The organism is Streptomyces sp. NBC_00513, from assembly GCF_041431415.1.
Lineage (GTDB): Bacteria > Actinomycetota > Actinomycetes > Streptomycetales > Streptomycetaceae > Streptomyces.
Genome location: NZ_CP107845.1, coordinates 4,863,085 through 4,875,471 on the forward strand (window position 1 = coordinate 4,863,085; position 12,387 = coordinate 4,875,471).

Here is a 12,387-nt window from a genome sequence, read left to right on the forward strand (position 1 = left end):
TCGGGGCCTAGAGGGGGATGTTGCCGTGCTTCTTCGGGGGCAGGGACTCCCGCTTGGTCCGCAGCTGACGCAGCCCCTTCACCACGTGCGCCCGGGTCTCGGACGGCATGGTCACCGCGTCGATGTACCCGCGCTCGGCGGCCGTGTACGGGTTGAGCAGCGCGTCCTCGTACTCGGTGATCAGGCGGGCGCGCGTCTCCTCCACCTCCTCCGGGGCGGTCTCGGCGAGGGTGCGGCGGTGCAGGATGTTCACCGCGCCCTGGGCGCCCATGACGGCGATCTGCGCGGTCGGCCAGGCCAGGTTGAGGTCCGCGCCGAGGTGCTTGGAGCCCATCACGTCGTAGGCGCCGCCGAAGGCCTTGCGGGTGATGACGGTGATCAGGGGGACCGTGGCCTCGGCGTACGCGTAGATCAGCTTCGCGCCGCGCCGGATGATTCCGTTGTACTCCTGGTCCGTGCCCGGAAGGAAGCCCGGGACGTCGACGAACGTCAGCACCGGGACGTTGAAGGCGTCGCAGGTCCGCACGAAGCGCGCGGCCTTCTCGGAGGCGTTGATGTCCAGGCAGCCCGCGAACTGCATCGGCTGGTTCGCGACGATGCCCACCGGGTGGCCCTCGACGCGGCCGAAGCCGGTGAGGATGTTCGGCGCGAACAGCGACTGCGTCTCCAGGAACTCCGCGTCGTCGAGCACGTGCTCGATCACGGTGTGCATGTCGTACGGCTGGTTCGCGCTGTCCGGGATCAGCACGTCGAGCTCGCGGTCGGTGTCGGTGACCTCGGTGTCCGCGTCCTCCGGGAAGGCGGGCGGCTCGGAGAGGTTGTTCGACGGCAGGTACGCGAGGAGCGACTTGACGTACTCGATCGCGTCCTTCTCGTCGCCTGCCATGTGGTGGGCCACGCCCGAGGTGGAGTTGTGGGTGCGGGCGCCGCCCAGCTCCTCGAAGCCCACGTCCTCGCCGGTGACCGTCTTGATGACGTCCGGGCCGGTGATGAACATGTGCGAGGTCTGGTCGACCATCACCGTGAAGTCGGTGATGGCGGGCGAGTAGACGGCGCCACCGGCGCACGGTCCCACGATCAGGCTGATCTGCGGGATCACGCCCGAGGCGTGCACGTTGCGGCGGAAGATCTCGCCGTACATGCCCAGCGCGCTGACGCCCTCCTGGATGCGGGCGCCGCCGGAGTCGTTGATGCCGATGAGCGGACATCCGGTCTTCAGCGCGAAGTCCATGACCTTCATGATCTTCTGGCCGTAGACCTCGCCGAGGGCTCCGCCGAAGACCGTGAAGTCCTGCGAGAACACGGCCACCGGGCGGCCGTCCACCGTGCCGTAGCCGGTGACGACGCCGTCACCGTAGGGGCGGGTGTTCTCCAGACCGAAGTTGGTCGACCGGTGCCGGGCGAACTCGTCGAGTTCGACGAACGAACCCTCGTCCAGCAGCAGGGCGACCCGCTCACGCGCCGTCAGCTTTCCCTTGGCGTGCTGCTTCTCCACGGCCCGCGCGGACCCTGCGTGCGTGGCTTCGTCGATGCGTCGCCGCAGGTCCGCGATCTTGCCCGCGGTCGTGTGCGTGTCGATCGGCTCTGAGGGTTGTGACATCGGGGTCGCGGCTCCCTGTGTGGTGTCAACTGCCTGGTCAATTGATTGACTACTGCTGGCTACTGGTGCGTAGCGTATCGGCGGGCATGGCGCTCGGCAGTGCGGCGTTTGACACACCTACTGTGGCTTGCATGACGCCATCAGATGCATCAGCCGGAACTCCGACCGGAGGTTCCGCGGGCCGCTGGTCCAGCCTCGACCGGCCGCCGTTGAACGTCGCCGCCCTGCGCCGGGCGCTCGTCGTCGAGGACGGGCTGTGGACCTCGCTGGAGGTCGTGCCCGCCACCGGGTCCACCAACACCGATCTCGCCGCCCGGGCCGCGACGCTGCCCGAGGGAGCCGTGCTCGTCGCCGAGGAGCAGACCGCAGGGCGCGGGCGCCTCGACCGGACCTGGACGGCGCCCGCGCGGTCCGGGCTGTTCTTCTCCGTGCTGCTCAAGCCCGGGCCGGACGTACCGCAGGAGCGGTGGGGCTGGCTCACCCTGCTGGCCGGCGTGGCCACCGCGACGGGGCTGTCCCGGGCGGCGGGCGTGGACACCGCCCTCAAGTGGCCCAACGACCTGCTGGTCACCGTGGACGGCGAGGAGCGCAAGACCGGCGGGATCCTCGCGGAACGGGTCGGCGACGGGGTCGTCGTCGGCATCGGCCTCAACGTCACGCTCGGCGAGGACGAGCTGCCGGTGGACACCGCCGGTTCCCTGGCCCTGGCCAAGGCGACCGTCACCGACCGGGACCCGCTGCTCAGGGCCGTGCTGCGGTCCCTGGAGCAGTGGTACGGGAACTGGCGCGCGGCCGGCGGCGACCCGGCGACCAGCGGGCTCCAGGAGACGTACGCGGCGGGGTGCGCGACGCTGGGCAAGCACGTGCGCGCGGAGCTGCCCGGAGGCCGCACGCTCACCGGGACGGCCGAAGCGGTCGACGCGGACGGTCGGCTCGTCATCCGGACGGCCGACGACGCGCACGAGGCCGTGGGCGCCGGCGACGTCGTCCACCTGCGGTCGACCCATTAGGCCGGCTCCGGGTGCCCGCCCGGGGCGGGCACCCGGCCGGCCGGCCCGACGGGGCGGCCGGGCGCGGATCACGCTCGGGTCGCGGCCGGCGGAGTGGGGAGTGAGCTACGGCACACCTGCCGTATGGTTTAGGCGATCCCGGTCCTCCCGGTGATCAATCGGTTCGGAAGTCGGAATTGCGCACGGAATGGACAGGAGGCGGCCCTTGACCGTCGACGACTCAACGTCCAGTGCGCCCGCGTCCGGCGCGTCCGGCTCGTCCGCCGGCGCGGGCACCCCCATCGGGCGCGACCAGCACACCCCCCACCACGAGGTCGACCACACGGCCCAGCCGACGGCCGACCCGCTCGCCATCCGCCTGGAGCAGCTGATCCTGGGCGCCGAGCGCCGGTACACGCCCTTCCAGGCGGCCCGCAGCGCCGGGGTCTCGATGGAGCTGGCCTCCCGCTTCTGGCGGGCCATGGGCTTCGCGGACATCGGCCAGGCCAAGGCACTGACCGAGGCCGACGTACTGGCGCTGCGCCGACTCGCCGGCCTGGTGGAGGCCGGCCTGCTGAGCGAGCCCATGGCGGTGCAGGTGGCGCGGTCCACGGGCCAGACCACCGCCCGACTGGCCGAATGGCAGATCGACTCCTTCCTGGAGGGGCTGACGGAGCCGCCGGAGCCCGGGATGACCCGTACGGAGGTCACGTACCCGCTGGTCGAGCTGCTGCTGCCGGAGCTGGAGGAGTTCCTCGTCTACGTGTGGCGCCGCCAGCTGGCGGCCGCGACCGGGCGCGTGGTGCAGGTCGCCGACGACGAGGAGATGGTCGACCGCCGGCTCGCGGTGGGCTTCGCGGACCTGGTGGGCTTCACCCGCCTCACCCGGCGGCTGGAGGAGGAGGAGCTCGGCGAACTCGTCGAGGCCTTCGAGACCACGGCGGCCGACCTGGTCGCCGCACACGGCGGGCGACTGATCAAGACCCTGGGCGACGAGGTGCTGTACTGCGCCGACGACGCGGCCACGGCGGCGGAGATCGCGCTGCGGCTGATCGAGACCATGGAAGCCGATCCGCAGATGCCGGAGCTGCGGGTCGGGATCGCCTTCGGCACGGTGACGACCCGGATGGGCGACGTCTTCGGCACCACGGTGAACCTGGCGAGCCGGCTGACGTCCATAGCGCCCAAGGACGCGGTGCTCGTGGACGGCGCGATGGCCGAGGAACTGGGCCGGACCGGGGCCGCGCCGCGGTCGGAGAAGGAAGCCGCGTCGGAGGAGGGCGGCGGCACCTACCGCTTCGCGCTCCAGCCGATGTGGCAGCGGCCGGTGCGCGGGCTCGGGGTCGTCGAACCCTGGTCGCTGACGCGGAGGACACCTAAGATCCCCGGGTAACGTTCGTTAACCGGGAGGGTCCCCAGTGCCTGTGGAGTCGGAGTTCGTAGCGGTACGTCGGCACGGAGACGACGGGGTCGTCGAATTGGTCCTGGACCGCCCCAAAGCCATGAACGCGGTGTCGACGGAGATGGCCCGGGCCATCGGCGCCGCGTGCGCCTCGCTGGCCGCGGACGCCTCGGTGCGGGTCGTCGTACTGACCTCCACCGCGGAACGGGCCTTCTGCGTCGGGGCCGACCTCAAGGAGCGCAACTCACTGTCGGACGCCGAACTGCTGCGGCAGCGGCCGACCACGCGCGGGGCGTACGGGGGCGTGCTGGAACTGCCGATGCCGACGATCGCCGCGGTACACGGGTTCGCGCTGGGCGGCGGCTTCGAGCTGGCCCTGGCCTGCGACGTGATCGTGGCGGACGAGACGGCCGTGGTCGGCCTGCCCGAGGTGTCGGTCGGCGTGATCCCGGGCGGCGGCGGCACCCAACTGCTGCCCCGACGGGTGGGCGCGGCCCGCGCGGCGGAGCTGATCTTCACGGCGCGCCGCGTCGAGGCGGCCGAGGCGCTGGACCTGGGCCTGGTGGACTCGGTGGTCCCGGCGGGCTCCGACCGCGAGGAGGCGCTGGCGCTGGCCGGGCGGATGGCGGCGAACTCGCCGGTCGGGCTGCGCGCGGCCAAGCGGGCGCTGCGGCTGGGGCACGGCATGGACCTGACGGCCGGCCTGGAGATCGAGGACGCGGCCTGGCGGACGGTGGCGTTCTCCGGGGACCGGGCGGAAGGTGTGGCGGCGTTCAACGAGAAGCGGAAGCCGCGCTGGACGTAGGGCCTGGCCGGCCGGGGGGTTGGTGGGCGGGGCCCGGGGCCCCGCCGGCCCCTGGATGCGGGGGGTGCGGGTGCGGGGTCGCGCGCGGCGCCGTTGCGGGGGCGCTGCCCCCGGGCCCCCGCGCCTCAAACGCCGGCGGGGCTGGATTTGTGCGGCCGGGTCGATTCGCGCGGCCGGACTGATTCGCGCGGCCGGGTGGGAAGGTACGAAGTTGGACAAAACTCCCTAGTCTGGGGTGATGGGAGTTGACGGGCGGCTGAGAGCCGTCGTGGGCCTCGCGCAGGCCATGGCGGCCGCCTGCCTGCCGCGGGACAGCGTGCGGGCCGCCGCGCGGGGGGCGCGGCTGGCCCTGGACGGATCGTTCGCCGCCATCTCCGCGTGGGAGCGCGAACGGGGACGGCTGCGGGTGCTCGTCAACGAGGGGGAGCGGCGGGCCGGGGAGGAGGCGTTCCCCGAGGACGAGTCCTATCCCGTCCACGACTTCCCGGAGATCACCGAGTTCCTGCACGAGCGCTGGGCGGGCGGCGGTGGCCCGCACGCCTGGGTCGAGAGCGCCGTCGGAGACCGGCCCGGACGGCGCGGCGAGGCCCTGCGCCGGCGCGGCCGGGGCACCTGTGTCGTCGCGCCCATCGTGCTCAGCGGGCGGGCCTGGGGCGAGCTGTACGTGGCCCGGGACGAGGGGCTGCCGGACTTCGACGAGGACGACGCGGAGTTCGCGACGGTCCTGGCCGCCGTCGTGGCGGCGGGTCTCGCGCAGAACGAGCGGCTCGAAGAGGCCCGGCGGCTGGCCTTCACCGATCCGCTGACCGGACTCGCCAACCGGCGGGCCGTGGACATGCGGCTGGACGAGGCCCTGGAGGAGCACCGGCGCTCCGGGGCGGTGGTGAGCCTGGCCGTCTGTGACCTGAACGGCCTCAAGAAGGTCAACGACACCCTCGGTCACGCCATGGGCGACCGGCTCCTGGAGCGGTTCGGGTCCGTGCTGAGCCTGTGCGGGGCCATGCTGCCGGGCGCGCTGGTGGCCCGCCTCGGCGGTGACGAGTTCTGCCTGGTGAGCCTGGGGCCGTCGGCGGACGAGGTGGTGCGGGTGGCCGAGGAGCTGTGCCTTCGGGCCGCCGAGCTGGAACTGGGCGAGGGAGTGGCCTGCGGGGTCGCCTCGACCGGGGATCCCATCGGCTTGGTGAAGTCCTCCCGGCGGCTCTTCCGGCTCGCGGACGCCGCCCAGTACAAGGCGAAGGCCGCGCGGTCGCCCCAGCCCGTGGTGGCGGGGCGGGACACGGCCGTGGTGCGGCTCGCGGACGCCGCGCAGGAGGCGGCGGGGGAGCGGCGACGGTTCCGCGGCCGGGCCTGAGCACCCGCTCCCGGGCCGGACAAGGGCCGTGACGGGGGCGGTGACGGCGCGTGAGGGACCCTCATCGAACTGGCTAGTGACAGAGAAGGATTCAGTCCGTAGGGTGCTGAATATGGATATGCACACTGTCGTGGTGGGGACGTCCGGGACCACCGCCGAGGACGTCATCGCCGTCGCCCGCGGCAACGCGCGCGTCGAGCTGTCCGGCGAGGCACTCGACGCCCTGGCCCGCGCCCGCGAGATCGTCGACGCGCTCGCCGCCAAGCCCGAGCCCGTCTACGGGGTGTCCACCGGGTTCGGCGCCCTCGCCTCCCGGCACATCAGCCCCGAGCTGCGCGCGCAGCTCCAGCGCAACATCGTCCGCTCGCACGCCGCCGGCATGGGCCCGCGCGTCGAGCGGGAGGTCGTGCGCGCCCTGATGTTCCTGCGACTGAAGACCGTCGCCTCCGGACACACCGGCGTACGCCCCTCCGTCGCCCAGACCATGGTGGACGTGCTCAACGCCGGGATCACCCCCGTCGTCCACGAGTACGGCTCCCTCGGCTGCTCCGGCGACCTCGCGCCGCTGTCCCACTGCGCGCTCGCGCTCATGGGCGAGGGCGACGCCGAGGGACCCGACGGGTCCGTCCGGCCCGCCGGCGAGCTGCTCGCCGAGGCCGGCATCGAGCCGGTCGAGCTGCGCGAGAAGGAAGGGCTCGCCCTCCTCAACGGCACCGACGGCATGCTCGGCATGCTGGTCATGGCCCTCGCGGACCTCGCCAAGCTGTACACGTCCGCCGACATCACGGCCGCGCTGACGCTGGAGGCGCTGCTCGGTTCCGAGAAGGTCCTCGCCCCCGAGCTGCACGCCATCCGCCCGCACCCCGGCCAGGGCGCGTCCGCCGCCAACATGGCCGCCGTCCTGAAGGGCTCCGGGCTCACCGGGCACTTCCAGGAGGAGTCCGCCCCGCGCGTCCAGGACGCCTACTCGGTGCGCTGCGCCCCGCAGGTCGCCGGCGCGGGCCGCGACACCATGGCGCACGCCGCCCTGGTCGCCTCCCGGGAACTGGCCGCCGCCGTCGACAACCCGGTGGTGCTGCCCGACGGTCGCGTGGAGTCCAACGGCAACTTCCACGGCGCCCCCGTCGCGTACGTCCTGGACTTCCTGGCCATCGCCGCCGCCGACCTCGGCTCCATCGCCGAACGGCGCACCGACCGGCTGCTCGACAAGAACCGCTCGCACGGCCTGCCGCCGTTCCTCGCGGACGACGCCGGCGTGGACTCGGGCCTGATGATCGCCCAGTACACGCAGGCCGCCCTGGTCAGCGAGATGAAGCGGCTCGCGGTGCCCGCGTCCGCCGACTCGATCCCCTCCTCCGCCATGCAGGAGGACCACGTCTCCATGGGCTGGTCGGCCGCGCGCAAGCTCCGTACGGCCGTCGACAACCTGACCCGGATCGTCGCCATCGAGCTGTACGCGGCCACCCGGGCCATCGAGCTGCGCCACGGGCTCACCGCGGCCCCGGCGAGCCGGGCCGCCATCGCGGCCGCCCGCGCGGCGGGAGTCCAGGGCCCCGGGCCGGATCGTTTCCTCGCCCCCGACCTGGCCGCCGCCGACGCGTTCGTTCGATCGGGCGAACTCGTCGAGGCGGTCGAAACGGTGACCGGTCCGCTCGCCTGACCCGTCACGGCTCGCCCGACCGGCGACAGTACGACGAAGGGCCGCGCCCGGGGCGATCCCCCGGTGCGCGGCCCTTTCGCGTCTTCTCACGCCTTTGATCGGGCGCCGCGTGGCTCGGGCGCCGCGTCCGTCGTGCGTCGCGTCCGGCGCCGTCGGCCCCGGAGGGCTCAGCGGCGCTACTCGGCGCGGGAGCGGCGTACGGAGAAGGTCACGAACCCCGCCCCGAGCCCCAGGAAGAGGGTGCCGCCCATCAGGTAGGGGGTGGTGTCGATACTGCCGGTGTCGGCGAGGGCGAGAACGGCCTCCTGGGGTTCCGCGTGGTTCACGATCGTGTCGGAGGACGTGATCGTGCCCGTGTTGGCGGGGACGGGCGCCCCGGAGGATCCCGACGCCTGTTCCGGTGCCGTGGCGTTGGCCGACGGCACGAACCAGAGGGCGGCGAGGAGGGTGGTCGCTCCGAGAGCGGTGAGCAGCGGTCGACGTGCGGACACGGTGCGATCCCCCTTGTGGCAGCAGCGAATTGGCCGTGTGCGCCGATGCTAGTGAAAGGGGCGGGTCGTGGGAAAGTCGGGGCGGCCGCGGGCTTACTCTCCGTCGTATGAACCCTTCTGAGACATCACGGTACGTACGACTTCGGGTGGATTTGGTCCTCGAAGTGACCGACGCCACGGCACTGACCGGAGCGGCGCACACCCACATCAAGGCCGACGAGTTCATGCCGGACGAGGAGCGCGGCCACGCGGAGGCGGCGGTCCGCGACGACGAGTCGGAGGCCCTGGCCTACCTCGTCGACCCCACCGACCTGGTCACGGACATCCCCGGAGTGGAACTGGCCCAGGCCTCCTGGAGCAGCGAGCCCGCCGAATACGACCCCGAGTCCATGGAGTGGGACCTGGACGAGGAAGATGGGGAACACGACGAAGAGCCGACCGGCAACGCGTGACCGTGGGATTGCACACATTCGAACCGGATGTGGAACCGAACAGGGTCGTGTGAGCGTTGTTGATCCGTGGCAGGGGGGCGTGCCCCCCTGTCCGGTAGGGATACCGCCCGGCGGTAGCCGGGTGGAGCTCGGGGGTTCCGGCAACGATGGAGTGGCGTGTGAGGACGGACAGCATGCGGAGGAAGAGGTCCCTGGTGGCCGTTTCCGCCGTGCTCGGTGGCGTATTGATGCTCTCGGCCTGCAACGGCGGCGGAGACGGCGACCCGAAGGCGGGCGGCACGGAGAGCGGCAAGTCGCAGGCGGACGTGGACGCCGCGGCGGCCAAGGACAGCTCCAAGGCCCGAATAGCCATCACGCCCAAGGACGGCGCCACCAACATCGGCCTGAACGACGCGACCAAGGTCGCCGTCAGTGACGGCACGCTCACCAAGGTCGAGCTGAAGAGCACGGAGGGCACGGTCGTCCCCGGCAAGATCGCGGGCGACGGCAAGAGCTGGAAGCCGGACGGTGCGCTCAAGCGCTCCACCAAGTACGCCCTGTCGGCGACCGCCAAGGACGAGGCCGGCAAGGAGGCGCACGAGAACGCGTCCTTCACCACCGTCTCCCCGGAGAACAGCTTCGTCGGCTCGTTCATCCCGGACGAGGGCCAGACCGTCGGCGTGGGCATGCCGGTCTCGATCACCTTCAACAAGCCGATCAAGGACCAGAAGGCCGTCCAGGCGGCCATCAACGTCACCTCCAGCAGCGGCCAGGAAGTCGTCGGCCACTGGTTCGGCTCGCAGCGACTGGACTTCCGCCCGGAGGAGTACTGGAAGGCGAACTCCACCGTCACGCTGAAGCTGGCGCTGGAGGGCGTGAAGGGGGCGCCCGGCGTCCAGGGCGTCCAGAACAAGACCGTCTCCTTCAAGGTCGGCCGCAGCCAGGTCGCCAAGGTCGACGCGAAGACCAAGCAGATGACGGTCACCCGGGACGGCGCGGTCCTCAAGACCATTCCGATCTCGGCGGGGTCCCCGGACAACCCGACGTACAACGGCAAGATGGTGATCTCCGAGAAGTTCAAGGAGACCCGGATGGACGGCGCCACCGTCGGCTTCAAGGACGGCGACGGCAAGGGCGAGTACGACATCAAGGACGTCCCGCACGCGATGCGGCTGTCCACCTCGGGCACCTTCATCCACGGCAACTACTGGGGCGCCGACTCGATCTTCGGCAAGGTCAACACCAGTCACGGCTGTGTCGGTCTCAACGACGCCCAGGGCGCCAACGACCCGAACACCCCCGGCTCGTGGTTCTTCGACAACTCGCTGATCGGCGACGTGGTCGAGGTGGTCAACTCCCCGGACAAGACCATCAAGCCGGACAACGGCCTCAACGGCTGGAACATGAGCTGGGCGGAGTGGAAGGCGGGCGCGGCCTCCTGACGCCGTGTACGACCCGAACTGACGCCGTGTACGAACTGAACTGACGCGCGGACACCACGGACGGCGGGAAACCCACACGGGTTTCCCGCCGTCCGTCGTCGTCCGGCGTCTCGGTCCCCTTCTCATCCGACTCCCGCCCGCGGGTGACGATGACGGAAAACCCCTGAGCGCGCGGCGGACGCCCCGGCTAGGGTCCCGCTCATGACGATCCGACCCGTTGCCCCACCCCCCTCCGACGCCGCGGTGGACTCCTGGCTCGCGGTCCTGACCGCCGCCACGACCACCGACCTGCCGGGGCTGCCGGCGCCCTCCCGCGTGGAGGTGGCCGGCCGGCTCCGGGTGCCGCCGGCCCGGGGCCGGAACGCGTTCTGGACGACGGACGACGGGGCCGGCGTCGCGGGCCTGCTCCTGTTCACCGACGAGGGCAACACGCACACCGCGTTCCTGGACGTGCTGACGGTGCGCCCCGAGGCGCGCCGGCGGGGCGTGGGCACGGCCCTGTGGGAGCGGGTCCGGGCCGAGCTCCTCGCGCGCGACCGCACCTCGGTCTCCGCGCTCGTCGACCTCGAAGGCCCGGGCCGGGCGTTCGCCGAGTCCCTCGGCTTCGAGAACGTGCTGCGGATGGCCTGGTACGTCCAGGACGTGGCGACACCCGCCGCGATACCGGCCACCCCCGGCTACGAGCTGCTGTGCTGGCCCGGGATCGTCCCCGACGCGTGGGCGCCGGCGCTGGCCGTGGCCCACGGCGCGATGGAGGACGCGCCGAGCGGGGACATGGACGAGCAGACGATGACGTGGACGGCCGAGCGGGTACGGGCCGCACAGCGGCTGGTCCTGGAGCGGGGCGGCGACCTGACCACGGTCGCGGCGGTGACCCCCGCCGGGGAGGTGGCCGCGTACACGGTGCTCGTCCGGACGGACCCGACGGGGCCGCGCGCCCTCCAGTACGACACGGTGGTCGTCTCCGCCCACCGGGGCCACGGCCTCGGCCGCGCCGTCAAGCTCCGCATGCTCGCGGACATGGCCGCGTGCCACCCGGACCTGCGACAGATCGGCACGACCGTGGCGGACGAGAACGGCCCCATGCGGGCGGTCAACGAGTCCCTGGGCTACCGGTGGGAACGCGGCGTGGGAATCTTCCAACGCACACTGTGACCCGGGGCCGGGGCGCGGCGCGGACCGTGACCCGCGGCGGGCGCCCGCGGGGCCGGCCGGACGCACCTCAGTTCTGCGACGGGGCGTCCACGGGGGAGTGGGTCGGCGCCGCCCAGGACGACAGCAGGCGCAGGGCGTCCGCCGACGGGGAACCCGGGGTGGCGTGGAAGGTGACCAGCGACTGTTCCGGGTCGTCCCGCAGGGTCAGCGTCTCGAAGTGCAGGTCCATCTCACCCACCACCGGGTGCCGCAGCCGCTTCACTCCGTGCGTCTTGTCCGCGACCGTGTGCGCCGCCCACAACCGGCGGAACTCCTCGTTCTTCACCGACAGCTCCCCGACCAGCGCCGACAACTGCTCGTCCTCCGGGTGCTGGCCCGCGTACATCCTCAGATTGCTGACCACCTCGCAGGCCCGGCACTCCCAGTCCGCGTACAGCTCCGCCGTCGCGCCGTCCAGGAACACCAGCCGCACCAGGTTCCGTTCACCGACCGGCAGCGCCCCGAAGTCCCCGAAGACCGCCACGGCCAGCCGGTTCCAGCCGATGACGTCCTGCCGCCGCCCCACCAGGTAGGCCGGTACGCCCTCCATCGCGTCCAGCAGCGTCCGCAGCTCCGGCCGGACCTGCTGGGGCCGCCGGGACTGGCGCCGCTTGAGGGTCCGCGGGCTCGCCAGGTGGGTCAGGTGCGCCGACTCCGTGTCGTCCAACCGCAGGGCCCGCGCGATGGCGTCCAGCACCTCCGCCGACACGTTCTGTCCGTGTCCCTGCTCCAGCCGCGTGTAGTACGCCACCGACACCCCGGCCAGCTGCGCCAGCTCCTCGCGGCGCAGGCCGGGCACCCGGCGGTGGCGGCCGTAGTCGGGCAGCCCCACGTCCCCGGGGCGCAGCCGGGCCCGCCGGCTCCGCAGGAACTCGCCCAGTTCGGCTCGCTGATCAAGCTGGTCCATACAGTCAGTATGTCCGGGTCGCGAACCGTGTGCCTGACCCCGCCAGTGGTAGGTCCACGGGACGTAGGCACAACAGGGGACTGGGTGACCCGAGGGAATGGGGGCATCGTGGAGA

The 12,387-nt window shown here is 72.2% G+C and carries 11 protein-coding genes; 8 read left to right on the forward strand and 3 right to left on the reverse strand.

What is annotated here, in order from left to right:
- Positions 1-7 precede the first annotated feature (7 nt).
- Complete coding sequence (locus tag OHA84_RS22615; RefSeq protein WP_266970034.1) at positions 8-1,600, reverse strand: acyl-CoA carboxylase subunit beta; 1,593 nt, start codon at positions 1,598-1,600, stop codon at positions 8-10.
- Positions 1,601-1,731: 131 nt separating this feature from the next.
- Here OHA84_RS22615 and OHA84_RS22620 point away from each other — a divergent pair, with 131 nt between their 5' ends.
- The 5 genes from OHA84_RS22620 to hutH all read left to right on the forward strand — a co-directional run bounded on the left by OHA84_RS22620 (position 1,732) and on the right by hutH (position 7,807).
- Complete coding sequence (locus OHA84_RS22620; protein WP_053682186.1) at positions 1,732-2,610, forward strand: biotin--[acetyl-CoA-carboxylase] ligase; 879 nt, start codon at positions 1,732-1,734, stop codon at positions 2,608-2,610.
- 205 nt (positions 2,611-2,815) lie between these two features.
- Complete coding sequence (locus OHA84_RS22625) at positions 2,816-3,982, forward strand: adenylate/guanylate cyclase domain-containing protein (RefSeq protein ID WP_053682185.1); 1,167 nt, start codon at positions 2,816-2,818, stop codon at positions 3,980-3,982.
- A 25-nt stretch (positions 3,983-4,007) separates the two neighbouring features.
- Complete coding sequence (locus tag OHA84_RS22630) at positions 4,008-4,796, forward strand: enoyl-CoA hydratase/isomerase family protein (protein ID WP_053682184.1); 789 nt, start codon at positions 4,008-4,010, stop codon at positions 4,794-4,796.
- A gap of 238 nt (positions 4,797-5,034) precedes the next feature.
- Positions 5,035-6,147, forward strand: a complete 1,113-nt coding sequence (locus OHA84_RS22635) for a GGDEF domain-containing protein (protein ID WP_266949464.1) — start codon at positions 5,035-5,037, stop codon at positions 6,145-6,147.
- A gap of 118 nt (positions 6,148-6,265) precedes the next feature.
- Positions 6,266-7,807 carry a histidine ammonia-lyase gene (gene hutH, locus OHA84_RS22640; protein WP_053682183.1) on the forward strand — a complete coding sequence of 514 codons (1,542 nt, stop codon included), beginning with the start codon at positions 6,266-6,268 and terminating at the stop codon, positions 7,805-7,807.
- 176 nt (positions 7,808-7,983) lie between these two features.
- Here the strand turns inward: hutH and OHA84_RS22645 are convergent, their stop codons facing one another.
- Positions 7,984-8,298 (reverse strand): LPXTG cell wall anchor domain-containing protein, encoded by a 315-nt coding sequence (locus OHA84_RS22645; RefSeq protein ID WP_053682182.1) that lies wholly within the window; start codon positions 8,296-8,298, stop codon positions 7,984-7,986.
- Between the two features lie 164 nt (positions 8,299-8,462).
- On the opposite strand from OHA84_RS22645, the gene OHA84_RS22650 reads away from it, so the two are divergent.
- The 3 genes from OHA84_RS22650 to OHA84_RS22660 all read left to right on the forward strand — a co-directional run bounded on the left by OHA84_RS22650 (position 8,463) and on the right by OHA84_RS22660 (position 11,326).
- Complete coding sequence (locus tag OHA84_RS22650; RefSeq protein WP_234350238.1) at positions 8,463-8,750, forward strand: hypothetical protein; 288 nt, start codon at positions 8,463-8,465, stop codon at positions 8,748-8,750.
- A 146-nt stretch (positions 8,751-8,896) separates the two neighbouring features.
- Positions 8,897-10,171, forward strand: a complete 1,275-nt coding sequence (locus OHA84_RS22655) for an Ig-like domain-containing protein (RefSeq protein ID WP_053682180.1) — start codon at positions 8,897-8,899, stop codon at positions 10,169-10,171.
- A 201-nt stretch (positions 10,172-10,372) separates the two neighbouring features.
- Complete coding sequence (locus OHA84_RS22660) at positions 10,373-11,326, forward strand: GNAT family N-acetyltransferase (protein ID WP_063839612.1); 954 nt, start codon at positions 10,373-10,375, stop codon at positions 11,324-11,326.
- A gap of 67 nt (positions 11,327-11,393) precedes the next feature.
- Here OHA84_RS22660 and OHA84_RS22665 read toward each other — a convergent pair whose 3' ends face one another.
- Positions 11,394-12,272: a helix-turn-helix domain-containing protein gene (locus OHA84_RS22665; protein WP_053682178.1), complete on the reverse strand. Its 879-nt coding sequence runs from the start codon at positions 12,270-12,272 to the stop codon at positions 11,394-11,396.
- Positions 12,273-12,387 lie beyond the last annotated feature (115 nt).